Annotated in this window: 25 protein-coding genes; 9 read left to right on the forward strand and 16 right to left on the reverse strand. The window is 32.5% G+C overall.

Features of this window, described 5'->3' with window-relative positions:
* Nucleotides 1-111 precede the first annotated feature (111 nt).
* From C1S72_RS02300 to C1S72_RS02310, 3 genes are all read right to left on the reverse strand, one after another.
* Entirely contained in the window at nucleotides 112-1,275 is a 1,164-nt protein-coding gene (locus tag C1S72_RS02300) for a tetratricopeptide repeat protein (RefSeq protein WP_104734060.1), read from the reverse strand.
* Entirely contained in the window at nucleotides 1,272-2,870 is a 1,599-nt protein-coding gene (locus C1S72_RS02305) for a helix-turn-helix domain-containing protein (protein WP_104734061.1), read from the reverse strand. The genes C1S72_RS02300 and C1S72_RS02305 overlap by 4 nt, the downstream gene beginning before the upstream one ends.
* Before the next feature lie 448 nt (nucleotides 2,871-3,318).
* Complete coding sequence (locus C1S72_RS02310) at nucleotides 3,319-6,327, reverse strand: T9SS type A sorting domain-containing protein (protein WP_104734062.1); 3,009 nt, start codon at nucleotides 6,325-6,327, stop codon at nucleotides 3,319-3,321.
* A gap of 454 nt (nucleotides 6,328-6,781) precedes the next feature.
* Between C1S72_RS02310 and C1S72_RS02315 the strand changes: the two genes are divergently transcribed.
* Nucleotides 6,782-7,561, forward strand: a complete 780-nt coding sequence (locus C1S72_RS02315; protein WP_104734063.1) for a carboxypeptidase-like regulatory domain-containing protein — start codon at nucleotides 6,782-6,784, stop codon at nucleotides 7,559-7,561.
* Nucleotides 7,562-7,572: 11 nt separating this feature from the next.
* Here C1S72_RS02315 and C1S72_RS02320 read toward each other — a convergent pair whose 3' ends face one another.
* Genes C1S72_RS02320 through C1S72_RS02335 form a run of 4 tightly spaced genes read right to left on the reverse strand, consistent with a single transcriptional unit; the run spans nucleotide 7,573 to nucleotide 10,369 of the window.
* Nucleotides 7,573-7,947 carry a VOC family protein gene (locus C1S72_RS02320; RefSeq protein WP_104734064.1) on the reverse strand — a complete coding sequence of 125 codons (375 nt, stop codon included), beginning with the start codon at nucleotides 7,945-7,947 and terminating at the stop codon, nucleotides 7,573-7,575.
* 2 nt (nucleotides 7,948-7,949) lie between these two features.
* A complete protein-coding gene (locus C1S72_RS02325; RefSeq protein ID WP_104734065.1) occupies nucleotides 7,950-8,477 on the reverse strand; it encodes an SRPBCC family protein in 528 nt (175 codons plus the stop codon).
* 41 nt (nucleotides 8,478-8,518) lie between these two features.
* Entirely contained in the window at nucleotides 8,519-9,169 is a 651-nt protein-coding gene (locus tag C1S72_RS02330; RefSeq protein WP_104734066.1) for a TrmH family RNA methyltransferase, read from the reverse strand.
* Entirely contained in the window at nucleotides 9,170-10,369 is a 1,200-nt protein-coding gene (locus tag C1S72_RS02335) for a CHRD domain-containing protein (RefSeq protein ID WP_104734067.1), read from the reverse strand.
* A gap of 103 nt (nucleotides 10,370-10,472) precedes the next feature.
* On the opposite strand from C1S72_RS02335, the gene C1S72_RS02340 reads away from it, so the two are divergent.
* The 5 genes from C1S72_RS02340 to C1S72_RS02360 all read left to right on the forward strand — a co-directional run bounded on the left by C1S72_RS02340 (nucleotide 10,473) and on the right by C1S72_RS02360 (nucleotide 14,808).
* Nucleotides 10,473-11,144: an SIR2 family NAD-dependent protein deacylase gene (locus tag C1S72_RS02340; protein WP_104734068.1), complete on the forward strand. Its 672-nt coding sequence runs from the start codon at nucleotides 10,473-10,475 to the stop codon at nucleotides 11,142-11,144.
* A gap of 96 nt (nucleotides 11,145-11,240) precedes the next feature.
* On the forward strand, nucleotides 11,241-12,410 hold the full coding sequence (egtB, locus tag C1S72_RS02345; RefSeq protein WP_104734069.1) for an ergothioneine biosynthesis protein EgtB: 1,170 nt from the start codon (nucleotides 11,241-11,243) through the stop codon (nucleotides 12,408-12,410).
* 9 nt (nucleotides 12,411-12,419) lie between these two features.
* Nucleotides 12,420-13,406: an L-histidine N(alpha)-methyltransferase gene (locus tag C1S72_RS02350; RefSeq protein WP_104734070.1), complete on the forward strand. Its 987-nt coding sequence runs from the start codon at nucleotides 12,420-12,422 to the stop codon at nucleotides 13,404-13,406.
* On the forward strand, nucleotides 13,403-14,095 hold the full coding sequence (locus tag C1S72_RS02355) for an aspartate/glutamate racemase family protein (RefSeq protein WP_104734071.1): 693 nt from the start codon (nucleotides 13,403-13,405) through the stop codon (nucleotides 14,093-14,095). The genes C1S72_RS02350 and C1S72_RS02355 overlap by 4 nt, the downstream gene beginning before the upstream one ends.
* Before the next feature lie 2 nt (nucleotides 14,096-14,097).
* On the forward strand, nucleotides 14,098-14,808 hold the full coding sequence (locus tag C1S72_RS02360; RefSeq protein ID WP_104734072.1) for a flavodoxin family protein: 711 nt from the start codon (nucleotides 14,098-14,100) through the stop codon (nucleotides 14,806-14,808).
* Between the two features lie 6 nt (nucleotides 14,809-14,814).
* On the opposite strand, the gene C1S72_RS02365 is transcribed toward C1S72_RS02360, so the two are convergent.
* From C1S72_RS02365 to C1S72_RS02385, 5 genes are read right to left on the reverse strand one after another with little or no spacing between them, the layout of a single operon-like run.
* Nucleotides 14,815-15,537 (reverse strand): DUF6090 family protein, encoded by a 723-nt coding sequence (locus C1S72_RS02365; RefSeq protein ID WP_104734073.1) that lies wholly within the window; start codon nucleotides 15,535-15,537, stop codon nucleotides 14,815-14,817.
* Nucleotides 15,537-17,102, reverse strand: a complete 1,566-nt coding sequence (locus C1S72_RS02370) for a serine hydrolase (protein WP_104734074.1) — start codon at nucleotides 17,100-17,102, stop codon at nucleotides 15,537-15,539. Before C1S72_RS02370 ends, C1S72_RS02365 begins: the two co-directional genes overlap by 1 nt.
* Nucleotides 17,103-17,161: 59 nt before the next feature.
* Nucleotides 17,162-18,055 (reverse strand): hypothetical protein, encoded by an 894-nt coding sequence (locus C1S72_RS02375; protein WP_104734075.1) that lies wholly within the window; start codon nucleotides 18,053-18,055, stop codon nucleotides 17,162-17,164.
* A gap of 1 nt (nucleotide 18,056) precedes the next feature.
* Nucleotides 18,057-19,289, reverse strand: coding sequence for a glycosyltransferase (locus C1S72_RS02380; RefSeq protein ID WP_104734076.1), 1,233 nt, complete (start codon nucleotides 19,287-19,289; stop codon nucleotides 18,057-18,059).
* A gap of 3 nt (nucleotides 19,290-19,292) precedes the next feature.
* Nucleotides 19,293-19,766, reverse strand: coding sequence for a heme-binding domain-containing protein (locus C1S72_RS02385; RefSeq protein ID WP_104734077.1), 474 nt, complete (start codon nucleotides 19,764-19,766; stop codon nucleotides 19,293-19,295).
* A 38-nt stretch (nucleotides 19,767-19,804) separates the two neighbouring features.
* On the opposite strand from C1S72_RS02385, the gene C1S72_RS02390 reads away from it, so the two are divergent.
* Nucleotides 19,805-20,368 carry an adenylosuccinate lyase gene (locus tag C1S72_RS02390; RefSeq protein ID WP_104734078.1) on the forward strand — a complete coding sequence of 188 codons (564 nt, stop codon included), beginning with the start codon at nucleotides 19,805-19,807 and terminating at the stop codon, nucleotides 20,366-20,368.
* Nucleotide 20,369: 1 nt separating this feature from the next.
* Here C1S72_RS02390 and C1S72_RS02395 read toward each other — a convergent pair whose 3' ends face one another.
* The gene (locus tag C1S72_RS02395; RefSeq protein WP_104734079.1) at nucleotides 20,370-21,350 is read right to left on the reverse strand and encodes a DUF1028 domain-containing protein; all 981 of its coding nucleotides are present in this window, start codon (nucleotides 21,348-21,350) and stop codon (nucleotides 20,370-20,372) included.
* Between the two features lie 124 nt (nucleotides 21,351-21,474).
* Here C1S72_RS02395 and purB point away from each other — a divergent pair, with 124 nt between their 5' ends.
* Both purB and C1S72_RS14385 read left to right on the forward strand, forming a co-directional pair.
* Nucleotides 21,475-22,818: an adenylosuccinate lyase gene (gene purB, locus C1S72_RS02400; protein ID WP_104734080.1), complete on the forward strand. Its 1,344-nt coding sequence runs from the start codon at nucleotides 21,475-21,477 to the stop codon at nucleotides 22,816-22,818.
* Nucleotides 22,819-22,826: 8 nt separating this feature from the next.
* Entirely contained in the window at nucleotides 22,827-23,000 is a 174-nt protein-coding gene (locus tag C1S72_RS14385) for a hypothetical protein (RefSeq protein WP_162919905.1), read from the forward strand.
* 83 nt (nucleotides 23,001-23,083) lie between these two features.
* Here the strand turns inward: C1S72_RS14385 and C1S72_RS02405 are convergent, their stop codons facing one another.
* The 3 genes from C1S72_RS02405 to C1S72_RS02415 form a co-directional block, all read right to left on the reverse strand.
* Nucleotides 23,084-23,626 carry a DUF4252 domain-containing protein gene (locus C1S72_RS02405; RefSeq protein WP_104734081.1) on the reverse strand — a complete coding sequence of 181 codons (543 nt, stop codon included), beginning with the start codon at nucleotides 23,624-23,626 and terminating at the stop codon, nucleotides 23,084-23,086.
* A gap of 8 nt (nucleotides 23,627-23,634) precedes the next feature.
* Entirely contained in the window at nucleotides 23,635-24,198 is a 564-nt protein-coding gene (locus C1S72_RS02410; protein ID WP_104735753.1) for a DUF4252 domain-containing protein, read from the reverse strand.
* Nucleotides 24,199-24,279: 81 nt separating this feature from the next.
* Nucleotides 24,280-25,128, reverse strand: a complete 849-nt coding sequence (locus tag C1S72_RS02415) for a DUF4252 domain-containing protein (RefSeq protein ID WP_104734082.1) — start codon at nucleotides 25,126-25,128, stop codon at nucleotides 24,280-24,282.
* Nucleotides 25,129-25,133: the final 5 nt, after the last annotated feature.

The raw sequence follows: 25,133 nt of genomic DNA on the forward strand, positions 1-25,133 counted from the left end.
ACTCTATATATATAATGAATGTCTTTGCACTTTACTGAAATTCAAAAACACAAAACAACCTGCAACTATTTGTTTTACAGATTGTTAATAAATATTCTTTTTGATTATTATTTAGGAGGTAGAATTTGACTTTTGTAGGGTTTCAACTTCTTTTTGAAGTGATTTTATAGCTTTTTTATTCTTTCTTTCAATTAAAAAAGTTGCAGCTAACATTAAAAAAACTATTAGAAAAAACCACTTTAGCCTGCCTTTAAATGCGTTCTCAAATTCTTGTAATTGCACAGTTTGTAATTCAATAGTTTTATCAATTGAATCACTTACAGAGCTACGTTCAGATTTTTTTATATCAAGCTGGGTTTTAGAATAGAGATCATAATATTTCTGATAATTATCCCATTCATTTAAAGCCAAATAGTTTTCAAACAAGCCTTTATAAATACCGAGGTTTAAAATTAAATCACCTACTTCTTTTGATTGATTTAAAGCATCTAATAATTGTGCTTTTGCCAAGTCATATTGACTCTCTAGCGTATAAACTTCTGCCAATCCTTTTTTTGCAAAAGATATGAGGCTATTGGCATTTTCTAATTTGGCGAATTTGATTGACTTACTAAAACTATTTTTAGCGTTATCATATTCGGATAAGAGGATATAACAATTACCTATATTGTAATAGACGATACTTAAATTGGCGTTGTTATTTGAATTTTTAATTTTTTCATACTCTCTGATGCCTCTATTAAAAAATTCAAGTGCAATATCACAATTTAAATTATCCTTATATATGAAGCCTTTAACTACATAACTATTTGCTAAAAAGCGACCAACAGAATCATGTTTTGGATATGTTAGAGCCAAGCGTTCTGTTTTTTCTAAAAACTCAATAGATTTATCGTATATTTTAAGTTGTTGATATAAAATACCTGTTCGGAACAAAATCTCAACTTGCAAAACTTGATCTTTCAAATTACTTGAAAGTTCGTTAGCCTTTTCAATATATTCCAGTGCTTTTTGATAGTTTCGTTTAGAGGTGTAGCCTAGTGACACCAACATAAGCGCTCTGGTTCTTGATCGAATTGAATATTTGTCATTATCAAAAACTGATAACCCGAAGGCTATAGTTTGATCAGGGTTTTCGTAAACACGATTTGTATTGGCTTTTAGCAAGCTGTCTATTTCTTGCTCTGTTTGATAAGGCTCTGTAATAGCAAACAACTTAATACTGAATGATAAGGTAAATAAGAGAAGATAATATGTTGATTGCCTTATAATCATTCTACGTTTTCTTTCTTTTTTAAACTCTTGCGTTCTTCTTTTATAAGGCCAATAAATGTTGCCGGTGACATACCAACTATAGATTTGAATACTGTTGCGAAACTACTATGGGATGTAAAGCCACATTCTTCAGCTAAATAACTTATTTTATAGTTCATATAGTTAGAATCACTTTTAAGTTTTTCAATAATATGTTTTATTCGGAGTTTATTAATAAAGGTGTTGAAATTGTCATTATAATGCCTATTGATTATCTCCGAAAGGTATTTTGTATTGGTTTCAAATTTCCCTGCTAATAAAGCTAGAGACATATCATTATTAAGAAATTGCTTTGATTTTTCAAATCGTTTTAACTTATCCAACAAATTTTTCTCGGTTTCTTCGGGTATTGCAATACGTCTTTTAGATGATTTTTTAGTTGGTTTTGTCTTTATGAGATTGGACTTACTTATTTCTAAATAACTAATAATCTCCTTTATTCTCTTTTTTCGAGCTTGACTTGTTAAAACAAAAAATCCACAAACAACAATTATGAATAAAATACCTGCTAGTAGTAAGTTTTGATATCTCTGATAAATATCCTTTTCAGATGACACCCAACTTTCATGTTGTTTTGTTATTAAGTTGTAAACGGTATTGACCGCTTCCTGCTCAATAAGCTCTACCTCATTGTTTAACAATAAAAACACATCATTATAGACTTTATGCTGACTTTTTTGACCAGAAGCCAGGTAATTAATAGCTAGCTCCCTGTTTATTTGCAACAGCAAATTATCGTTCCCAAGTATTTCAGCAAATCTCAAAGCAATAAAAAAGTTTTCTTCACTTTTATCGAATTCCTTTTTTTGTAAATGCAGATATCCTAATTCTTTATAAAGCATAGCTCTTTCATAAAGATTAGTTACTTGTGTGGAGTCCTTAACAGACAATATTTTATTAATATATACAAATGCTGAATCATATTGAGTTAAATCACTAAAGGCCCTTCCTTTGGCTATATGCAGACTCTGTTTTTTGTGCTTGTTACTTTCAAAAAAGCTTTTAAATTGTGCTTCAGTTTTATTAATAACAGCAAGTGCTTCAGTTGAATTTCTTCTATCAATTAGCATATTGATTCGTTCCAGATCAATATTACTTTGTAGAGAATCTTGTGCTTTAATTGATTCTTTAGAAAGCATCTCACTAGCTTGATTTAAATAGTGTTCTGATTGCTTGTCTAGATATAATTTACGTAGTAAAGTAGCCTTGATGATATTAATCTCCACTTGCGTTTCAACATTAATATCGTCAAGTAGGCTAACATCATCAAACGCATTTATAACAGCTTCATTAAAAGCGCCTTTAACTAAATAACTTTTGGCTAATAAAAGCCTAGCATGAGCATTATCTTGTGAATCCTGACTTGTTTTTAGAATAAGTTCAGCAATTTTTATGGCTTCATCAGGATTTGAATAAACCAACTCTGAAGCCTTACTTATAAGATTATCTTGTTGCGAAAACACATTAAATGACAACAAACAGCCAATTAACAGAAGTGTTAATTTCTTATAATATAATACACACTGTGAATGGTGTTGTGAGAGCTTATTCACCATTAAGTTAGTTTGTTATAGTTTAAAAAATATAATCTCTTGATTACTTTATTAACAATCGCAATGGTAAATATACTAAACTTAAAAATAGAAACCTTTAGTGCAATCTACATCTTACTGCATTGATTATGTGTTGATATTTTAGTTTCCTAAAATTCAAATCGTTGTATAAAAAAACATTACAGAACTTTATTTTACTAACATAAGATAAGATATACGATTTAAATAAATAAAAAAAGCAGCCATATGGCTGCTTTTTCCTGAAAAAAACTACTCCTTTTTATGAGCAGGAATATAAAATACCTAATACAACTACTACATACATTAAAATCAGTAATATTTGCAATCGATATTTATACATTTTATTCATTGAATAATATCATTTGTTTTTTCAAAGCTTGAGCAGCATAATATGTTACTCAAGCTTTTATAGCTATTAATTGTTCTAAAATTAATTTTTAATAACTCTTATGGTTTTTTGTGCATCATTGATAGAAACCGTTACAAAATAAACGCCCTTTTTCAATGTGTTCATATTTATTGTTGACTTGAAACTGTTTGGCGTAATAACCTGTACCTGTTGACCAACAATATTATGTACTGTTATTTTAGATATAGCATCTTTAGCTTCAACAGTAAATGTGCTTACAACTGGGTTAGGATAGTATTTAAAAGTTTCAAAAACAGATGACTCAACACTTAATGAAGGGTCTGGGTAAACAAAGAATTCATACTCTGCGGCAGAAGATGCATGAATCATAACTAAATATGTGTTACCAGCTACCAATTCTCCTGTTCTTGGAGTTGTTGAATTAAAACAACTAACAAGACCAGTTACATAACCAGCGGTTTCTGTTTGTGAACAATCGTTAGTATTGTAAACCGTATAACTTGCAGAGCCACTAACTCTAGTGAAGTTAAAGTTATACAATCCTGTATATTGAGGTGTAAAATTATACCATACAGATTCAGTACTAGAACTTGCGCAACCTTCAGGAGAATAATAAGCAACATCTGTAACGTTTATATTACCTGAAATTGAATTATTTCCGTTGGAATCAGCAGATTCCAAAATAGTTACTGAACTTGAACATTCACTATTGGCAACACCATCAGGTAATTGATAAACACAAAGGTTAAAATCAATACCAGGTCCATTAAGAGATGAACGAACTTGTACGTAATAAGTTTCTGAATTATCCATAAAATAAATCTGGTCACCATTAGATGTACAAGATGTGCTTTTTTCTACCAAAGAACCACAACTACCACTAAATACGGAATAGTAAGTAGAAGGCGTAGTACTTAATCTTTCCAATGTGAATTCATAATATCCCGTGTTTCCAGGATTAAACTCATACCAAACATCACTGTAGTCTGAAGAAACTGAAGTACATGTATTATCAGCTGAAGTTGTAGCACCTATAGTTGTTCCAGCTACAGCACTACCACATGTATTATCAGCAGAGGCAGTTAAAACAGTCGCATTAGAGCAGTCGTTATTTACAGGTGCTGCTGGTAATGTTCTGATACAAATATCATAGTTTTGAGCATATTCACCAGCCAAATTAGTGCTGTTACGAATATAATAAGTGTTTCCAATGGTTAAACCACCAAAAGCAACATAACTGCCTGTATTGCAAGAAAGGCTTGTTAAGGTTCCACAAGTACCTTCTAATAATTCAGTAGCTTGTAATGTTCCTCCAGAACCAATTGCTTCAGTAACATTTAAATATTCTAATATCATTGTTTCACTAGCAGCTACAAAACTAAACCAAACATCATTTGTATTGTTACCACACGTTAATGGATCTGAAACTGATTCTGTTGCTCCAGCATTTGATGCAGCAAGCACATTTGTACATGTCCCATCAGTGTTTACGGTTAATGCAATACTGTTTGCACATTCATCATTTACAGGTGGGCAAAAGAAATATATAGAATCTGTATAAAAACAAGAATTATCATTATTGTTGGTTAATGTTATTTCAACCGTTGATCCACTTGTATATGGACCATAACCAGCATAAACTCCAGTTGCATTAATACCACCACCTGTATTACCAAAATTGTCAGATATTGTCAGTGATGAAGCATCTCCCATATATGTTACATCTACATCAACATAAAACTCACCATTACCACAATCTTGAGTAGTAGATAACGTGAAATCAGGATTAATACAATCATTTTGAGTAATTATTAAGCTGTAAGTATATGTTCTTGAAGAAGATGAGTTACTCAAAACTAAAAAGTAAGTTTCACCAGCCAATAATACAGCTTCAGAGATATTTAATGAACCACCTGTTGTGCTAAATGTACCTTCAAAGGCTAAACACTCTTTATCAACATCGGTTGGACAACCTTTCATTAAATGCATTCCGGCACCATTGTTACTGATGCTTGTTAAATCAATATTAATAGATACGTCTGTTGTTGGCGTTATCGAATAAAATACATCGTTACCTAACATATAAGATGAATCATTAGCCCCACAACTTCCGGAGTTTACATTATTCTCATAGTTGGCAGTATCATCAGAAGCAACAATATATGGAAATGCACCAACTACATGTGGGTTAGAACATGCCGCTCCAACTACAGGAGCTACACGCGTTGTAAAACTTTCTTCTGTACAACCTGTAGCAGATCCGAAGCCATTGTAAGGAACAATATTTACAAAATATTCTGTTTCATAGTTAAGTCCTAAACCATCAAGTGAGTAATTGGTTTCAGTAGTAGTGTCAGCATTTACAATATCGGTACCACCTGAAGTAGTTCCAACAGATACAGTATAACCATCTGGAAAACCAGTAGCGGCATTCCAAGTTAATACTACATCAATATCTGCAGTATCTGAACCATTTAATGGCGTAGTCAAAACAACATCACAATTTGGTGCTGAATCTGGAACTTGAGTTAAAGATACATTATCAATAGCATAAACCAATCTTGGGCTACTTGCTGCGTTATCAGCTACGATTCTAACCTGAAAATCACTACCATCTGCAATAGATCCTACTGCTATATCACCTGTAGAAGTACAGGTAGTATTATCAACAAAGGTAAAATCTGAATCATCTACAGTTGTAATTGTAGTCCAGTTAGCGCCATTATCAGTAGAATATTCCATAGTTATCGTACCCCAATCAGCAGGAGGTGCTGAAAATGAACCAGGTCCTGCAACAGCAAATACATTAAAGCTAAAACTAGCTGTTAAATTAGTGCCATTGGAAATAGCTGAATAATCTGGTGATGTTAACGAACCTTGAGTACCGCCAAACAGATTGGCAAATACACCAGAACCAGTTCCTCCACAAGCTACCAAAGCATTAGCTGAAAACCCACTAGATGTCCATCCTGTAGGAATTTGATTATTATCAAAATTTTCAACTACTTCAACTTGCGAGAAAGCAGTGATACTTAAAAGCATCATTAATAAGAAAGTAATTTTCTTCATTTCATTTTAGTTTAAATTAATAATTAGTAAGTGGTTTTTTAATGAACAAGAATTTTGAAAAACTAAAATCAATCGAGCTCCTCAACTTGCCGTTTAAAGTTGAAATGTATAAATAGAAATACTATATAAAAAGGGAACACCTTTAGCATTTCCCGAAATCTAAAAGTCCAAATAGACACTTAAATCATTGATTATCATTCATTTAATTTAAACTTATCAAAAAACACTAAGGATTAGTTAAAATGTAAGAGAAAACTCTGTTTTGTGATAAATCCGGCTATTTAATCAACGTACAAATAATCTAAAAAATGATTTAATTGGGTCTTTAATAAAAATTTAGCAAATCAGATTATTAATGCTGGAGCATCATCAATTTGTTAATATTTAGACAAAATATCATCTAATTTTCCAATCTATTTTTTTGTTTAGTACTTTTATGCCTAATTTCGTGGTAATGATTAAACGCTTTTTCCTACTTATTTTAGTTTTGACTACTACCTTGGTCTATTCTCAAGAAGACACTTCGGTAAAAGGAGTAGTTGTGAATGCCTCTGGTGGCACACCCATGGAAAGCGTTAATATTGTTAATTTAAACCAAGTTATAGGTACAACTACAAATGACGAAGGTGAATTTGAATTAAAAGCGCAAGCCAATGATACCCTTCATTTTTCTTATTTAGGATTTAAATCTATAAGAGTTCGTGTTACTAATGACTGGATCAAATATGGTGCTTCTACTATTGAACTAACGGAACTAGCTCTTGCTCTTGAGGAAGTAGTCATTAATGAATTTAAACTTACAGGTGTACTAGAGGTCGATATTCTCCAAGTACCTATAAACACCAACTATCGTTATAGTATTTCTGGCTTACCAACTACTGGTTATGAAGCTGGAAATCGATCTAATTCTGTTTCCAAAGTATTGGGTGCTATTTTTAATCCAGCAGATTTCCTCTATAAAATGTTTGGTAGGAAGCCCAATGAAATGAAAAAGCTCAAACAAATGAAGCAGGATGATGAAATAAGAAACCTCCTAGCTTCACGTTTTGATCGCGAAATGCTAACCGTTTTATTACAAGTTGATCGCGTAGATTTGGATGAAATTGTGAGACAGTGTAATTATTCAGCCAGTTTTATACAAACTGCCAATGATCTTCAAATTCTGGATGCCATAAGTGAATGTTACGAAGAGTACAAAGTATTGAGCCGCAGTCGTAACAAAGGACGGTTGTAATCAGCTAATAGCTATTCATTAGAATGTAGGGCTACCCTGTTTCCTTCAGTATCCAAAAACACAGCCATATAACCATGTTCTGGTGAAATCTGCGTTTTAGGCTGATAAATTTTACCACCTGCTCCTTCTACCCTGTCCAACTCATTCTGAACATTGTCACTAATAAAGTAAACCAGAGTGCCCTCTTGACTGGGAATATAAGATTCCTGCTTAATTAAGGTTCCTTGAGCTCCAGTTACTTGACCTCTATCTGGAAACCAACCCATCAAAATACCACCGAAATCTACCACTTGTATATCAACCTTAAAAACAGTTTCATAAAATGCCTTTGCACGATTCATATCATCTACTGGAATCTCAAACCAGCCTACCATATTATGCTTCATAATTATTGATTTTCTAAAACTTCTTTTAATTTAGCTAACCCTTCTTCAAAGTCTTTACCAACTGCTTTCTCAAAATTAAAAAAAAGCATCATAATATTGTATGGTATTGGGTTAACTCCTTTAAAACCCCAAACGACTTTGGTTTGATTCGCTCCTACCTCATCTACAGTAAAAAAACCAAGTGATTCAGATTTCCACGGTTTAAAAAACCGCAATTGGGTTTCCATACGGTTGTTTTCATCGATACTTATTATTTCTTGCTCACCAGTACCAACTTGTTTATTACCTTCCCATTTAGAAACAAATCCTACTTCACCATCAGTTCCTAAATACTCTTGTTTCATATTTGGATCTTTTTGTTTCCAAGGTGACCAGACATTTTGATTTTTAACTAATTTGATATATTGAAAAACTTCCGTTAGGTTTTTGTTGATAACAACGTCACGTTTTACTTCATAATGTCTTGGCGCTATTAAGGCTAAAACTAGTATTAAGGCAAGAATGCCAATAAAGATATAAAGAACAATCATGATAAAAAGTATAAGTTATTTACGTTAAAGTTACAAAATACTCACTCACTATAAAATCTTTTGACAATGTCATCATAGCTTTTTATAGTTTTCTTTATCCAATCTAAACGTTTAAGGTTCTTTTCATCGTCTGATAATTGCCAATTAACATCTGACTTTTTTAGTTGTGTTGTAACGTGCTGTAATATTATGGCTGCCGAAACGGATATATTCAAACTTTCTGTAAAACCCACCATAGGAATCTTCAAAAAGCTATCAGCATTATCTAAAACTTCTTGTGAAAGTCCTTCGGTTTCACGACCGAAAAAAAAACAAGATTTGTTGCTTACATCAAAATCCTGCAACATGTAATCAGTATGTGGTGTTGTGGCTACAATATGATATCCTTGATCTTTAAGTGTTTTTAAACAATCTTTGACATTCCCAAAACGATTTAAATCAACCCACTTTTGAGCTCCCATGGCTATTTCACGATCAATGCGCTTACTGTTGATTTCTTCAATAATATGAACCTCCTGAATACCAAAAACATCACAGCTTCTAATAACAGCGCTTGTGTTGTGCAATTGGTAAACATCTTCTATTGCAACCGTAAAATGTTTTGTTCGCTGATTAATTACATTAGAAAAGCGTTCTTTTCTATTTTGGGTAAGATAGCCTTCTAAATGTTCAAGTAACCCTAAATCAACCATTTAATTATTTATACCTATGTTTCCTTGTGCTACTAAAGTATTCAAATTAGTAGCACTTAAGTGGATATTGATATAGCCATTAACTTCCAAGACATCATCATATCCAAATGGTGTACCATCATCTAACTGAATCACATTTGTTTGGCTAATTCCTGTATTACCATCAACATCATTAAAAGTGAATATAACTGGTCCTGTGGTGGAAATATCATTCTGATGAATATGACCAGGATGCATACCATCAACAGGTGTATTCATTAATTCTATAATAGCCAGTGCTTCACCATTTTGACGTTTATAGAATGAGGCTGTTCCGCTAATATCTGCAATAGCTACCTCGTCAAGTTCATATACTACAGACTCACCTGTTAACTCATTTTCTCCAATGTCTCCTTGTGCAATAATAGTATCCAAATCTGTAGGACTTAAATGTACATTAATGTAACCGTCAAAATCTTCAATGTTTTCGTATAAAAAAGGTGTGGTATCATCTAGTTGAGTAATATTAGTATGACTAATTCCTGTGTCACCATCAACAGGGTTAAAAGTTAATGCAACAGTTCCACTTTCAAGGGCTGTATTATTATGAATATGCGCAAGATGCTCATTCCCAGGAATTGCATTAGTTAATTGAATCGTCGCCAATGCCTCGCCATTTAGTCTTTCAGAAAATTTAGCAGATCCACTAATTCCATCTACATCCAATTCATTTAATCCATAAGTTTTTGTTACACCAGTCAATTCATTTTGGCCTATATCGGCTTGGGCAACTAGAATATCTAAATTTGAATTACTTAAATGTACATTTATGTAACCGTCAAAATCAAGTAGTTCTTCGTAGGTTATAGGTGTACCATCATCTAATTCGGTTATAGTAACCTCACTTCTACCCGTGTTACTGTTTATGGTTCCAAGAGTAATGGCAATACCTCCTGTTTCAGCTGCTGTATTATAATGAATATGAGCAGGATGCATTTGGTCTGATAGTAATCCTGAAAGATTCAATTCAATGGTAACCGATTGGTCTTCGTTTTTCACGAACCGTGAGTAACCCGTAACACTCGGGTCACTAATGGCGTTTAGAGCGTATACCTTATAAACTAGGCTGGTTTCAATACGAGTAATGTTATCATCATTAGCACAATTTGTGAATAATAAAATAGTAAATAGACAAACAAAACCTGACAAAAGATTTTTCATGATTTGATTTTTAGACTGTCTAAATTTACAATTATTACCAGAAACTAAAAATGTAATCACGGTATTCTACAATTATCAAATAATCTTTTTAACTTTATTAGCTATGAAACATGTTGTAGTGCTCACTGGAGCTGGTATGAGTGCCGAAAGCGGATTAAAAACCTTTAGAGATGAAAATGGCCTATGGGAAGGTCATGACGTTATGAAAGTAGCAACACCAGAAGGTTTTGCACGCAATCCTGAACTAGTTCTAGAATTTTATAATCAACGTCGTAGACAATTATTAAAGGTTGAGCCCAATAGTGCACATTATGATTTGGCACAGCTTGAAAATAATTATAAGGTAAGCATTATAACACAAAATGTTGATGATTTACATGAACGCGCAGGTAGTTCGAACGTGGTTCATTTGCATGGCGAATTACTAAAGGCGCGAAGTTCTTTTAATGAATCAGATATTATGGATTGGAAAACTGATTTGGTTACTGGCGACACTTGTAGTCAAGGTTATCAAATGCGGCCGCATATTGTGTGGTTTGGTGAAGCTGTTCCTATGATTGATAACGCTATTAATATATGTACTACAGCTGATATTTTAATGATAATAGGAACTTCCATGCAAGTATATCCCGCTGCTAGCTTAATGCATTATGTACCAGAAAACACACCAACATTTTTTATTGACCCAAAACCTGCTTTTGAAAGTCAAAGTAATATCACTGTCATTGCTGAACCTGCTACAACTGGTGTTAAAAAAGTATTAAAAAGATTATAATTATTCAAGTACATTTAAAGTATCACTATCTTAATAGAGGAAAAGAATTAGTCTTTTGAATTAATCTTTTAGACTGAATTTTTCTTAATTTATACAATGAATTTTATCGAAACAAAAAAAAGCACACTAGTAGATTTCTATACTAACATTCGTTCTCATACAGAAAATTTATGTAAGCCATTATCTATTGAAGATTACATACCTCAATCTGCTATATTTGCTAGTCCTCCAAAATGGCATATTGCCCATACCACATGGTTTTTTGAAGAAATGATTTTAAAGAAATTTCTACCTAACTATGATGTTTTTAACTCGGAATATTCTTTTTTATTTAACAGCTATTACAATAGTGTGGGTGAACGATTAGAACGAAAAAACAGAGGCTTACTTTCACGTCCTTCGGTACAAAAAGTATTTGAATATCGTGCTTATGTCGATGACGCTATGCGCAAACTTTTAAGCACCAGCAATAATGAAAAGCTGCGAGAACTGACCATTTTAGGTTTAAACCACGAGCAACAACATCAAGAGTTATTAATTACTGATTTAAAGTACACATTTTCATTAAACCCTATTTACCCAAAATACAGTCATAACAATTTCATTTCAGATGAGGAAACATCTTCAGGCTGGCTAACAATTACTGAAGGCATTTATGAAATAGGTCACAATACCAATAAATTCTGTTTTGATAATGAATTAGGAAAACATCGGGTATTTTTAGAAACTTTTACTATATCAAAGAGACTTGTAACTAACGGCGAGTTTATAAAATTTATTGAAAATGATGGCTATAAAAAGTCTAAATATTGGCATGATGACGGATGGACATGGGTTCAAGAAAACAACATAACTAAACCATTATACTGGAAAAATATAAATGGTGATTGGTATCAGTATTCTTTATCCGGATTAATTAAAGTAAATCCTAATCATATTATGACTCACGTGTCCTACTATGAAGCTGCTGCTTTTGCACAATATAAAGACAAACGTTTGCCTACAGAATTTGAATGGGAAATAGCCTCAAAACAACTTAATTGGGGAAATAGATGGGAATGGACTAACTCCGCATATTTGCCTTACCCAAATTTTAAAATTGCTGAAGGTGCTGTAGGAGAATACAATGGAAAATTTATGATAAATCAAATGGTTTTAAGAGGTGCTTCAAAAGCCACTGCTCAAAACCACAGCAGATATACCTATCGAAACTTTTTTTCACCTAACACCCAATGGCAATTTTCTGGAATACGATTAGCCAACTAAAATTATTATATGCAAACTACCAAAACAAATAATACCTCTACAGAAAACATATTGTTCTTAAAAGATGTGGAAAAAGGACTATCAGCAAAACAAAAGTATCTGCCCTCAAAATACTTTTATGATGAAAAAGGTGATGCCCTTTTTATACAGATTATGAATATGCCAGAGTACTATCTAACAAATGCCGAACTCGATATATTTAAAAATCAAACCGATGAGCTTATAACGGCTCTTGACTTACCTATAGAACAAGAGTTCGATTTAATTGAATTAGGTGCAGGAGATGGAACAAAAACAAAGAATCTGCTTAAAGCCCTAAATTCAAAAGGATTCAAGTTTACGTTTATCCCTATTGATATTTCACAAAATGCTCTGAACAATCTAGAGAACTCTGTAAAAGAAGAACTTCCAGAGGTTAAACTCACACCAAAACAAGGACATTACTTTAATGTATTAAATGAAATTAAATTATTTCATAAACCAAAAGTCGTGCTCTTTTTGGGTTCTAACATTGGAAATCTTGAAGATAATCAAGCAATAGATTTTATGACACAATTAAATGCTGTTTTAGAAAAAAACGACAAGGTTGTTTTAGGCGTCGATTTAATTAAACCTGAACATATTGTTTTGCCAGCTTACAACGATTCACAAGGTATAACGAAGCAATTTAATCTCAATTTACTCCAACGCATTAATAAAGAATTGGGTGGTAGTTTTATTTTGGAGAATTTTGAACACCTTCCTGAATATGATGAAAATAAAGGTATCGCAAAAAGTTATTTGGTTAGTAAAATAGATCAAACTGTTCTTATTAAAGCATTAGACAAAACATATCATTTCAGTGAAGGAGAAAAAATATATACTGAAACATCCCGAAAATACAACAGTACAATCCTAAAGCAAATTCTTGATAATACGCAATTGGAAATATCGCATAAGTTAACGGATTCCAAAAACTATTTTGCAGATTATATTCTAAAAAAAACTTCTGATTGATAGAAACTAAAGCACATATCAACATATTAGGTCTTGGTAGTCGGAGTACGCTATTTTATTTGGAATCTTTAAACAATTTGTATCATACTTATCTAGGAGATTACCATACGTTTCCGTGTACAGTTCACAATAAAGACTTTAATGCCATAAATCCATTTCTTCCCAATCAATTTGAAAGATTAGTTCCCAACTTACAAAATTACTTAAACGACATTGTAGCCACATCAAACGGCTATTTAATTATTCCGAATATCACGCTACACGAAGCCTATGACAGATGTCAATCAAGGCTAAAAATTCTACACCCACTACAACTGGCGGCAGACCACATTTCAAACAAGTTAATAAAAAAAATAACACTTCTTGGGTCAAAATACACTATGGAATCCGACTATATTTCCGCTTTCACAAAACGGTTGCATATTGACATTGTAATTCCCAAAGAACAAGACAGAGAAGTAATCGATACACTTCGAAAAGCTGTTTACAAGAATCCTCTTAACGATGAACATTTAGATATTTATAACAATTTAATAGCGAACTACACCAAAGATTCACATGCCTTAATTGCTTGTACTGAATTATCGATACTAAATAACATTTTTCAAAATAATAAAACAATTGATATGGCTGAACTCCAGATACAAGCAGCTGTTCAAAAACTTTTAACTTTAAATTCCACAAAATAATTATGGGAACACCAGATTTTTCAAATTTAAAAGCACTTTACGTCAATTGTACTTTAAAGCAATCGCCAAGAAAAAGTCATACTCAAGGGCTTATTGATGTTTCAAAAGCCATTATGAAAAAAGAAGGCGTAACTGTTGATGACATCCGTTTTATAGACCATAATGTGGCATTTGGGGTATATCCAGATATGACTAAACAAGGTGTTGATATAGACGAATGGCCAGAACTTTTTAAACGTATTGAAGCTGCTGATATATTGATTATAGGAACGCCTATTTGGTTGGGAGAAAAATCATCTGTTGCTCAAAAATTAATTGAACGATTGTATGCTATGAGCGGAAAAACCAATGATAAAGGGCAATACTTATTTTACAATAAAGTTGGCGGTTGTATTATTACAGGAAATGAAGATGGTGTAAAACACTGTGCTATGGGTATTTTATATGCTTTACAACATGTAGGCTACAGCATACCACCACAAGCCGATTGCGGATGGATTGGTGAAGTAGGTCCTGGACCCAGTTATTTGGATGAAGAAAGTAATGCCAAGGATAATGAATTCACCAACAGGAATACCACATTTATGACATACAACCTACTCCATCTTGCCAATATGATTAAACAACATGGTGGTTATTCGGCTTATGGGAATTCTAGAGAGGAATGGGATGATGGAACACGTTGGAATTTTGAAAATCCAGAGTATCGATAATTTAATTCAGTTTATGTAGTCATCAATATCTTTTATTAATTTATTTGTTACTTCCAATAAAATTTTGTTGATATCTTTTATACTACTAGAACTCGCAAGCCTATAATTCAATTGAGCAAAAACTGTTGCTTTCTCTCGACTATCAAATATTTTAGTTGAAATAATCTCATTGTTATCATCTACTTCTAAACCTAATCCATTATTAGCAACAAAAAGGCCAAAATTTGAATCCATCATATATAAATTATTATTATTAACAACAGATTCAACATAGTCTAATCGTTGAAAATATCTAATAACATCATTTTGTAATTCCTCATTTCTAACCAAATTAATACTACCACCTGAAATCATATTATTAAAAGTGGCACGATTGGCTTTAAATGTGTGCCTTGCTGCTAGTTCTCTGAATAATCGGTTTAAAACAGCTTTATTTGCCTCATCTGACACATAATTTTTGGCAGAATCTACTTGAGCTATCACAGCAAGCTCATAATCTATTTGCTCCTTAATAAGTTCTTTTTGGATTTCTAAATCTGCCTTTAAGTTTTTAAGCGTTACAATTTCATGCGCTTTATTCTGCTTTTCTTTATTCCACGTATTAATCTGTAAAGCAATTAAAATACCAATAACTACCAATAAAATTTCACCTATGGCATATAATATGTAACGTTGTGCCCTATTTTGTTCTAGCAATTTTTTTCTAATTTTTCGTAAAGCTGATACCATTAGTCAATGCGTTTTAAATCTAAATCCTGAAAATCGAAACTAAAATCGATGTTTGGTGAAATACCTTTCATTGTAAACGCTTCGGCTTTACCATTCTCACCTATTTCAAACATAGCAAAAGCATCGGCATTCATGTCTTGATATTCCCATTTAATGGCAAAGGTTTCATCTTTGTAATGTTTCAAAGGACCATTAAGTAATGGCGACCGATGACATTTAATCCATAATTGATTGTCTTTCTCAAAAACTTCAATCTTGCCAAACCAAACGTCTTCATAAACACCAATATATTTTTCTCGCTTTACAGCTTTTTGATCCATATTGGCAACCGTTTCCCAAACCTTTTGAGTTGCAGCATCATCGCCGCTTTGTCTAGACGCCAAATAGGCCGAATATTTATCAATCCATTGAAAATCATCCATTTCGAGATACATATCTAAAATAGTTTGTGAAACTGCCGAAAACAAACCGCCACCATCATTACTCGTATTGGTTAAAATAACTATGCCCAAATTCATATCTGGAATAAGCAATGTTCTAGATAACATTCCTGGTAATCCGCCAGTATGGGAAACTTGCATATTTCCATTAACATCAGTTAGATTCCATCCTAAGCCATAACCTGCAAAATGGGAATTATATCTTGGATTTCGATTAACATCCATAACCGTATGAATTTTCCACATTTCGTAGTGATTGCTTGTCGTAAATAGCTGACTGTTTAAATTATTACCATATTTGCCTTTATTTAAATGTAATAGCATCCACTGTGATAAATCGTTTACATTTGAAAAAATGCCTCCAGCTGCACCATTTATCATTTCTTCAAAGGTTGGGATTATACGCATCTCACCGGTTTCGGTTGAGTGAGAAGCAGACAAATTACTAGAATCTTGTATTGATGCTAATGATGCATATGAATTTTCCATACCAAGTGGCTCGAAAATTCGCGTTTCAATAAAAGCTTCCCAGGTCATCCCACTTTTTCTAGCAATGAGTTCACCAGCAACTAAATACAACAAGTTGTCATAGTCCCATTTAGTTCTAAAAGCAGACTCTTGTTTAAAATGTTGAAAGCTTGACAACAAGTCGTCAATGGTAAAATCAGACCCTTGCGGAAAAAACATGAGATCACCAACACCTAAACCTAAACCGCTACGATGCGTTACCAAATCGATTATATTAAAGTTCTCTTCTACATAATCATTATACATAGTAAATTCTGGTATATGCATCTTAACCTTATCGTCCCAATTAAGTTTGCCTTCCTCAACCAACAACGCTAAAGCAACCGTTGTAAAGGCTTTACTATTTGAAGCTATCGCAAAATTTGTGTGTTCATTTACGGGTTCATTGGTTTTAATAGATTTTATTCCATAACCTTTTTCATGCAATATTTTACCATCCTTTACAACCGCAACAGCACAACCAGCTACATTAAATTTAGACATGGCATAATTGACAATAGAGTCAATTTGTTGCGAAGTGACTTGTGCTTGAAGTTGGCAAAAACAAAACGAAAGAAATAATACAAATGCAACCGATTCCTTTTTAATGGATTTCATAGAAAATGGTTAGTTGGTTATAATAATGATTTTAAAGGTAAGCAATAAAATACTTTACTTCAATTATCATACTTCCATTCCTTTTGATTGGATTTCCAAAGTTTAAAGTATTCTTCTACATAAAGGCCTCTAGTTGGTATTAACTTTCTTCCTACTAATTTGTAGTAAGGCGCCACGTAATATTCTTGAGCACTATCCAATTTAGACTTTCTAACTTTAACATAAGCATTATTTCTGAACCTAATTTCTCTGACCTTGCTCTTAATAGAATCCATTCCATTAAAATACCAACTTCGTTTAGGGTCGTAATATTTAATAGCCCATTTATTGTCTTTTGTCCTAAAAATATCTCTATGAAACATCAAATAATACTTATCATCACAATATTTCCGTACAAATAGCATAGCATATTTATGTTTGTTGTAAATAAAACTGTCAATATAAGCATGTTCTGATGTTTCGAATTTTATAAAATAATTTTCGGATGAAAAATCACCATAAACCTCCTCCACAATTTCATATTTTCCTACACCATGAGAATTACGAAAATCTGCACAAGGACCATTATCAAATACATCCTTCATATAACTCTTTTTGCCTATAAAAACCAATAATTCTTTAGTTTTTGAATCACAGTATTGAGAGCTTAAAAACTCTATATCAAATAATTTTACATTAATATTTTCATCATTAAACACTAATCTTTTTGCTATTGTATAGCATTCCTCAACTTTCTCATATGCCTTAAAAATTAAAGTATCTCCAATTTTTCCTTTTATTGAATAATTTCCATCAAAATCAGTGATAACTTTTTCGCTTGAATTAGTGTTTACGACTTGTGCTCCAACAAACGCAAACCCACTTTCATCAACTACATTACCTTTTAAAATAATTTCTTGATTAAAAGTTAATTGGCTAGATAAAACAATAATTAAAATCAAAACCTTTTTCATATCATTTCTTATTCTTCTCCTCTATCCACTTACTCATATACTTGGTACTTTGTAAAGTTTGATGTTGTAACATCTGCCCTAAAGTATTGTTAAGCCTATGTTTTTCTAAATATTCTTTCAATTGTTGCAATCGTGCTATCAATTCTTTTTGATTGATTTCTTTATTAAATCGTGTATTTAAAACCCTAAAACCATTCTGTTGATTGATTTTCCATTGGTTTTCATCTGTATACAATTGTGCAGCTTTATTGGCAAAATCTACAGGATTATCTTCCATATAACCATTGGATTCTAAATCTCCGAACATACCTTCGGCAGCAATTGTGCTCATAACACAAGGAGTACCGCTTTTCATAGCATCAATCAATTTCCCTTTTAAACCTGCTCCAAATTGTAAAGGTGCTAAACAAACTCGGGTCTGTTGCATAACTGTATTAACATCTTCAACAAATCCTTTTATTATAAATCCTTGTTTGTCATTATGCAATTGATTTATTTTTTGTGAAACATAAGCTCCATAAATATGTAATTCTGCTTGTGGTAATTGCTTTCGGATTAATGGCCAGATGGTTTCCTTTAAATATAATACCGATTGAGAATTGGGTGCATGTAGAAAATTCCCAATGGTAATAAAATGTTGTCGTAATTCAAAATTAGGTAGTTGTACTATAAACTCATCTTCTAGTCTATCTTCCATAAAGGGTAAATAAGCCAATAGTGATTTGTCAACATGCAAATCGTTAATTAGCAAGTCCATTTCAAATTCTGAAATTATCAAACTTAAATCAGTTCTGAAGATACTGGCTAGTTCTCTTTTAAAGGTGTCATTGAGCAAATAGCTTTTATCAAAGGTCTTTTGATCTTTAAAAGCCTGCTGTCTGCCTTTTCGCAGTCCATGTAAATCTTCGGTATCTAAAATTCGAAATGCATCTGGGCAGTTTTCTGCCACACGCCAACCAAATTGCTCTTCCATCATAAAACGATCAAACAAAACCACATCTGGTTTTAAATGTTTTATGAAGTCATCAAAAGAACTAGAATTGACTTCAATGGACTTTTGGGAAATTCCTATAGCTTCCAAATCAAACGCTTGCTTGCGCTTTTCACAGGGACTAGCAAAGGTTATTTGATAATCTAGCGATTGAAACGTTTCTATAAGCTGCATCATGCGGCTTCCAGCTGCAGAACTCTTGGGTTCTGGCCAAACAAAGCCAATAATGAGCAGTTTAGACATTGATTATTCTGGCTTTGGTTCTAAACCATACTTGACTCTAACGGCTTGAGCCCAGTTAATAACCGATTGAATTTGAGCATCAGAAAGTTTAGCTTCTCCATGCGTCCACGTATAAGAGTTTAATGGCATTTCCTTATCCTCAACCATTTCAATTAACTCTTCTAACTTATGGTCTTTCTTTTTGGTAGAATACTCATCCCAAACAGACACATTAAAATGACCTTTTCCATGTTTTACATGATCAGCCAACCAATAATTCACAGGTGTTATGTTATTATACCAAGGATATCGCGTTACATCAGAATGACAATCATAACAGCTTTCTTTTAATATAGCTCTGACGTCTTCAGGTGGATTAGTATCTGCTAAAAAAGCATCAATTGAGCCTAAATCACCTTCATTTTTATCTGGACCAAAAAATTGTGCTATTATAAATGCTGCTAAAAGTATGAATAAGAGTTTCTTAATTATTTTCATTATGTTTAATTTTAGATTTTTAAAAATAGGAAATATTCGTGACTACCAAACAACTTTATGACGAATTAAATTACGTGAATCATTCCCGAGAAAAACGTTTACACTATGCGAATCTCATCATTGATAATCCCGATTTAATTCCCAAGCTATTAGACATTCTTTTTATGGTTGATGATAAGATTTCTTGTCGCGCTGCATGGGTCTTTGAATTTATGTGTGGTGAAAATTTAGAAGCTGCCATTCCTTATCTTGATGATTTTACTAAAAACGTAAGTAAAGTTCATTTAGATTCTGCTGTTCGTCCTGTTGCAAAAGTATGCGAATATCTGGTTAAAGCCTATTATTCAAAAAACGACAACAACATAAAAACAGCTTTATCACCACAACATAAAGAGCGTATCATTGAGGCTTGTTTTGATTATATGATTAACGACGAAAAAATTGCGCCTAAAGCTTATGCTATGAATAGCTTGTATTTATTAGGTCAAGACTATGACTGGATTCATCCGGAATTGGCTCTAATTTTGGAGCGTGATTATCAAATGCAAAGCTCTGGTTTTAAAGCTCGGGCCAAACATATATTAAAGAAAATTAAAAAGTAATCTACCAACTCAAAATTTCCTGAAGTTCATCATTTGTAACCACCAACAATTTGCTGACAACTAATCGTGATGTTAATGTTTTCCAGTCCGCATTTTGTTTAAAAATCGATGTCATTATGGGTTTTGCTTTATCAAACTGTTTGTTGTTTAATAGGTTTATAGCATACCAGTATTGCATTTCTAAATTATCTGGAAACAATTCTTGAGCTTTCATATAAAGCGATTCAGCTTCTTCTGAATTCCCATGCTCCATAGCCATATCGCCTTTATTCATAAAATCATAGGCTTTATGAATCTGCATTAAGCGCTCCAATTCTTGAATGGGATTTTCATGATCTTCAACACGTAAATCCATTATCGTATCTTCCCAGGAGTTACCTGTAGATTCGGCTTTTACAATTAAAATAGCAGCAGATTGTTTACCACGTATGTCTCCACGTTCATTTTCAGCAGCTTTCATAGCAGCTAACATACGTTCACTTAAGCTTCCTGTTGTACTTTCAAAAGCATCAGCCATTGCATCCCATACACTATTATTCAACATCATATTTGCTTGCACCGAAAAATTCTTGCCTTGCTTATGACCAGCTTCAGCTATACACAAACTTCCTGTATGAGTAGCCACATCACCTTTATGGTTTAAGAAAGCTACTTGCCTATACATTTGCCCAGCATCATTATTAAGTAACGCATTAAGTGCTTGTTGCGGACTCAATCCTTGTGACATTAAAGCCAATCCTTTAGGTCCGTAACTAGGATTCACCAAAGATTGTGTCGCTACAACACCAACACCTGCTTCACCATAAATTACAATGCTACCTACACTAAACCAATGTGATTGTACTGCAACTCCCATGTCGCCAGTTACAGAATCACGAGCCACAATGGAATAGGTATGTGTAAATGGTTCAGATTTCTTATAAACTTGAGAAAAACTGAATTCAGAAAGAATAAATAATAATAGAAAAAACGATCTAGTCATGGTTACAAGTTTAGGTATCTAATATACTTAAAAAATAAAATACAGCTCTAAATCTTATAGGTACAAACTTCGCTCTTCTATCTAAAAAGATTATCTTTGCATCTTTCAAAAACAAAGCAAAAACATGTCTATATCATCATTAAATGCCATCTCTCCTATTGATGGACGTTATAGAAATAAAGTTGAGAAATTAGCACCTTATTTTTCGGAAGAAGCCTTAATAAAATATCGTGTTCAAGTTGAAATTGAATACTTTATTGCTTTATGTGAAATTCCACTACCGCAGCTTGCTGATTTTAATACAGATTTATTTGATGATTTACGAGCGATTTATAAGAATTTTACTGCTATTGATGCATCAGCAATAAAAGACATTGAAAAGGTTACCAACCATGATGTAAAAGCAGTTGAGTATTTTATTAAAGAGCAATTTGATAGGCTTGATATTTCTAAATACAAAGAATTTATCCATTTTGGATTAACATCGCAAGACATTAATAACACAGCCATTCCGTTAAGCATTAAAGATGCCATGAATGATGTGTACATTTCTGATTATACCGAAGTATTAAATAAGTTAGAAGTGCTATCAAAAGATTGGTCAAACGTACCTATGTTAGCTAGAACGCATGGTCAGCCAGCTTCTCCTACCCGTTTAGGCAAAGAAATTGAGGTATTCGTAGTGCGTTTAAAAGAACAGTTTAACTTATTAAACGATATCCCAAGTGCGGCAAAATTTGGTGGTGCAACAGGAAATTTCAATGCGCATAAAGTTGCTTATCCAAATATTGACTGGAAAGCTTTTGGTGCTAATTTTGTTCAAGGAAAACTAGGCTTATACCACTCCTTCCCTACGACACAAATTGAGCATTATGATCATATGGCTGCTTTATTTGATTGCTTGAAGCGTATAAACACCATTCTAGTAGATTTAGATAGAGACATCTGGACCTATGTATCTATGGATTATTTCAAGCAAAAAATTAAAGCTGGTGAAGTTGGAAGTTCTGCTATGCCACATAAGGTGAATCCCATAGATTTTGAAAACAGCGAAGGTAATTTAGGAATTGCAAATGCTATTTTTGAACATCTTTCGGCCAAATTACCAGTTTCACGTTTACAGCGTGATTTAACTGATAGTACTGTTTTACGTAATGTTGGTGTACCTTTTGGACACACTTTAATTGGTTTTAAATCAACATTAAAAGGTTTAAATAAGTTATTATTAAACGAAACAAAATTTGCTGAAGATTTAGAGAATAATTGGGCCGTTGTAGCTGAAGCTATTCAAACCATTTTAAGGCGCGAAGGCTATCCTAATCCTTATGAAGCCTTGAAAGGGTTGACGAGAACCAATGAGAAAATCAATCAAAAGTCCATTTCAAATTTTATTGATACATTAGAGGTCTCAAATCAAATTAAAACCGAATTAAAAGCTATTACGCCTAGTAATTATACAGGTATTTAGCACGTGTTATGCTAACCGACAAACAATCCATTATACTTTGTACAGTAATAACTGTTCTTTTTGTTTTATCTGGAATTTTTGGAATTTTAGAAAACTTTGCAATTATTGGATTGCTGATTGTGGGCTTATTGGTGGTAATAGTTAACATCGTCATGGTTTTAACGAAAGGGAATGAAGATTAACAATCATCTACCATTATAAAAAAACGACTGCACTTTGATAACTTCAGTGGTCAGTCGTTTTTATCATTAACATTTTAAACTATTTATTTAAAAAAATCGGTAATTCCGTTTAATTGGGATTCATCAAAATCAGCATTTTGAAGAGCATTTGCCAATGTTGCCATATTTTCAGGACGCATATCATCGCCTAAAACTCGGATAATACCAAAACCCATATCAGGTGAATTGGCAAATATTATAACTTCATCAGCTGAATCATCATCACCAATATATTTAACATCAAACTTCATGGCTTTATCGCTAAATTCCATTAAGTCAATATATTTTTCATCCTTTAGAATCGCTTTTATTTTTGAAAGTTCTGCATTATAAACATCAGCATTATTTTCATTTTTTTTGTAACCTAAAAAGTTTAAACGCTTTAAAGATTTATAAGCTTCTTTTTGATCATCAGATAGTGACGCTTCGTCTAATGTAACTACAGACGTTGGAATATCAGCTGAAATAAAATCAGGTGATTCCTGATTATCTACAAAATATGTTTGTAGTGATGGCCCATTGTTGCAGCTTACTAGCATACTTAATGCTAGTAAACCGAACAATATTGTTTTGATTGATGTTTTCATATTTGTTTTTACTTTTTCTTATTCTCTAAATGCTCACCACCTTGGATGTTCATTTTTTGAGTCAATTTTGAAATTTGGTTTAAATCAATGTCTCCAGTCAAGGAAACAACGACTGTTTCAAACTCACGTTTTTTACCGTTCATTTCAATGTTTGCATCTTTAGTAATGGCACTTAAACCATCAACGAACATTAGAAATTCACTTACATGATCTGAATCACGACCTTCTTTTACATAAAAAGTCATATTCACACCATCATCTTTCACAACCATTAATTCTTCCAAAGAACTCTTACGAGAATTCACCCAATTTGTCACATCAGTAGAAATGGCTTTGTTATCAGTAGTAATTACTTTAAAACTAGTAATGCTATTAACCATTTTTACATATTCTTGTGTTTCAGGATCGTCAGTATTAATGTCCATTTTTGCTAACATTTGGAACATTTTTGGCTTGATTGACACGTACGTTACATCTGGATTTTCTGCATATTTAGCAAAAATATCTTGTGCCATAGACGTTAATGGTAATAACATAATTGCCATTAATAAAATTACTGTGTACTTTTTCATTGTTTTTGTTTTATTATTTATTGGAGTTTTCATTGTTTTTCTATTTAAAGTCTTGAAGTATTTTCTAAAATATTATTTAAATTATTGTTTCACAAAGCGTTTTACAACACGAGAATCATCGTATATAAACTGAATTAAATAAACACCAGCTTGTAAATCAGAAATATCTAAAGTTTTGTTTTGTGCATTTATAACTTGAGTTTGTACTTGCTTTCCTTGAGCGTTTAAAACTGTAATATTAACATTATTCTTTAATTCAGATGGTAAATCTATGGTTACCTTATCCTGTGATGGATTAGGATAAACTTTTAAATCCTTAAAAACCATACTGTCTTGAGATAATATTTTAGCTGAAGATTGTTTTGATTGGATTTGATCTCCGATTAAATCAAAATTTATTTGCTTTAAATCTATATTTCCAGTTACGGAAACTACAACTGTTTCAATATTGCGCGCTTTTCCATTTCCATCAGCTTTAGAATCATTCATCTGATTACTTATACCATTAATAAAAATTAAAAGTTCTTCAACATGGTCTTGCTCTCTACCTTCTTTGATATAGAACTTAACAACTGTTCCTTCGTCTCTTATTTCAATTAGTTCTTCTAAATTTTTAGATTTTGAATCTACCCAAGTGGTGATATCATTTGAAATAGACGCTTCTCCTGTGACTAGAGCTTTTAAACTGGTAATGCTATTTACTGTCTCTAAATAATCTTGCATATCTGGATCATCAATTTTAACATCCATTTTTGCCAATATTTGAAACATTTTAGGCTTAATATCAACGTAAGTGACGTCTATATTACCATCATATTTGGCAAATATATCTTGAGCCATAGATGTTAATGGCAACAATAGAATTACCATTAATAAGGTTACCGTATACTTCTTGAAAGTATTTATTTTTAAGTTATTTATAGTTTTCATTTTTT

It is taken from the genome of Hanstruepera ponticola, assembly GCF_002940745.1.
Classification (GTDB): Bacteria; Bacteroidota; Bacteroidia; order Flavobacteriales; family Flavobacteriaceae; genus Hanstruepera; species Hanstruepera ponticola.

What these genes read in the sequence shown, in the direction of transcription:
- C1S72_RS02300 (WP_104734060.1), bottom strand. Translation starts at nt 1,275, where the DNA reads ATGATTATAAGGCAATCAACATATTATCTTCTCTTATTTACCTTATCA.
- C1S72_RS02305 (WP_104734061.1), bottom strand. Translation starts at nt 2,870, where the DNA reads ATGGTGAATAAGCTCTCACAACACCATTCACAGTGTGTATTATATTAT.
- C1S72_RS02310 (WP_104734062.1), bottom strand. Translation starts at nt 6,327, where the DNA reads ATGAAGAAAATTACTTTCTTATTAATGATGCTTTTAAGTATCACTGCT.
- C1S72_RS02315 (WP_104734063.1), top strand. Translation starts at nt 6,782, where the DNA reads ATGATTAAACGCTTTTTCCTACTTATTTTAGTTTTGACTACTACCTTG.
- C1S72_RS02320 (WP_104734064.1), bottom strand. Translation starts at nt 7,947, where the DNA reads ATGAAGCATAATATGGTAGGCTGGTTTGAGATTCCAGTAGATGATATG.
- C1S72_RS02325 (WP_104734065.1), bottom strand. Translation starts at nt 8,477, where the DNA reads ATGATTGTTCTTTATATCTTTATTGGCATTCTTGCCTTAATACTAGTT.
- C1S72_RS02330 (WP_104734066.1), bottom strand. Translation starts at nt 9,169, where the DNA reads ATGGTTGATTTAGGGTTACTTGAACATTTAGAAGGCTATCTTACCCAA.
- C1S72_RS02335 (WP_104734067.1), bottom strand. Translation starts at nt 10,369, where the DNA reads ATGAAAAATCTTTTGTCAGGTTTTGTTTGTCTATTTACTATTTTATTA.
- C1S72_RS02340 (WP_104734068.1), top strand. Translation starts at nt 10,473, where the DNA reads ATGAAACATGTTGTAGTGCTCACTGGAGCTGGTATGAGTGCCGAAAGC.
- egtB (WP_104734069.1), top strand. Translation starts at nt 11,241, where the DNA reads ATGAATTTTATCGAAACAAAAAAAAGCACACTAGTAGATTTCTATACT.
- C1S72_RS02350 (WP_104734070.1), top strand. Translation starts at nt 12,420, where the DNA reads ATGCAAACTACCAAAACAAATAATACCTCTACAGAAAACATATTGTTC.
- C1S72_RS02360 (WP_104734072.1), top strand. Translation starts at nt 14,098, where the DNA reads ATGGGAACACCAGATTTTTCAAATTTAAAAGCACTTTACGTCAATTGT.
- C1S72_RS02365 (WP_104734073.1), bottom strand. Translation starts at nt 15,537, where the DNA reads ATGGTATCAGCTTTACGAAAAATTAGAAAAAAATTGCTAGAACAAAAT.
- C1S72_RS02370 (WP_104734074.1), bottom strand. Translation starts at nt 17,102, where the DNA reads ATGAAATCCATTAAAAAGGAATCGGTTGCATTTGTATTATTTCTTTCG.
- C1S72_RS02375 (WP_104734075.1), bottom strand. Translation starts at nt 18,055, where the DNA reads ATGAAAAAGGTTTTGATTTTAATTATTGTTTTATCTAGCCAATTAACT.
- C1S72_RS02380 (WP_104734076.1), bottom strand. Translation starts at nt 19,289, where the DNA reads ATGTCTAAACTGCTCATTATTGGCTTTGTTTGGCCAGAACCCAAGAGT.
- C1S72_RS02385 (WP_104734077.1), bottom strand. Translation starts at nt 19,766, where the DNA reads ATGAAAATAATTAAGAAACTCTTATTCATACTTTTAGCAGCATTTATA.
- C1S72_RS02395 (WP_104734079.1), bottom strand. Translation starts at nt 21,350, where the DNA reads ATGACTAGATCGTTTTTTCTATTATTATTTATTCTTTCTGAATTCAGT.
- purB (WP_104734080.1), top strand. Translation starts at nt 21,475, where the DNA reads ATGTCTATATCATCATTAAATGCCATCTCTCCTATTGATGGACGTTAT.
- C1S72_RS14385 (WP_162919905.1), top strand. Translation starts at nt 22,827, where the DNA reads ATGCTAACCGACAAACAATCCATTATACTTTGTACAGTAATAACTGTT.
- C1S72_RS02405 (WP_104734081.1), bottom strand. Translation starts at nt 23,626, where the DNA reads ATGAAAACATCAATCAAAACAATATTGTTCGGTTTACTAGCATTAAGT.
- C1S72_RS02410 (WP_104735753.1), bottom strand. Translation starts at nt 24,198, where the DNA reads ATGAAAAAGTACACAGTAATTTTATTAATGGCAATTATGTTATTACCA.
- C1S72_RS02415 (WP_104734082.1), bottom strand. Translation starts at nt 25,128, where the DNA reads ATGAAAACTATAAATAACTTAAAAATAAATACTTTCAAGAAGTATACG.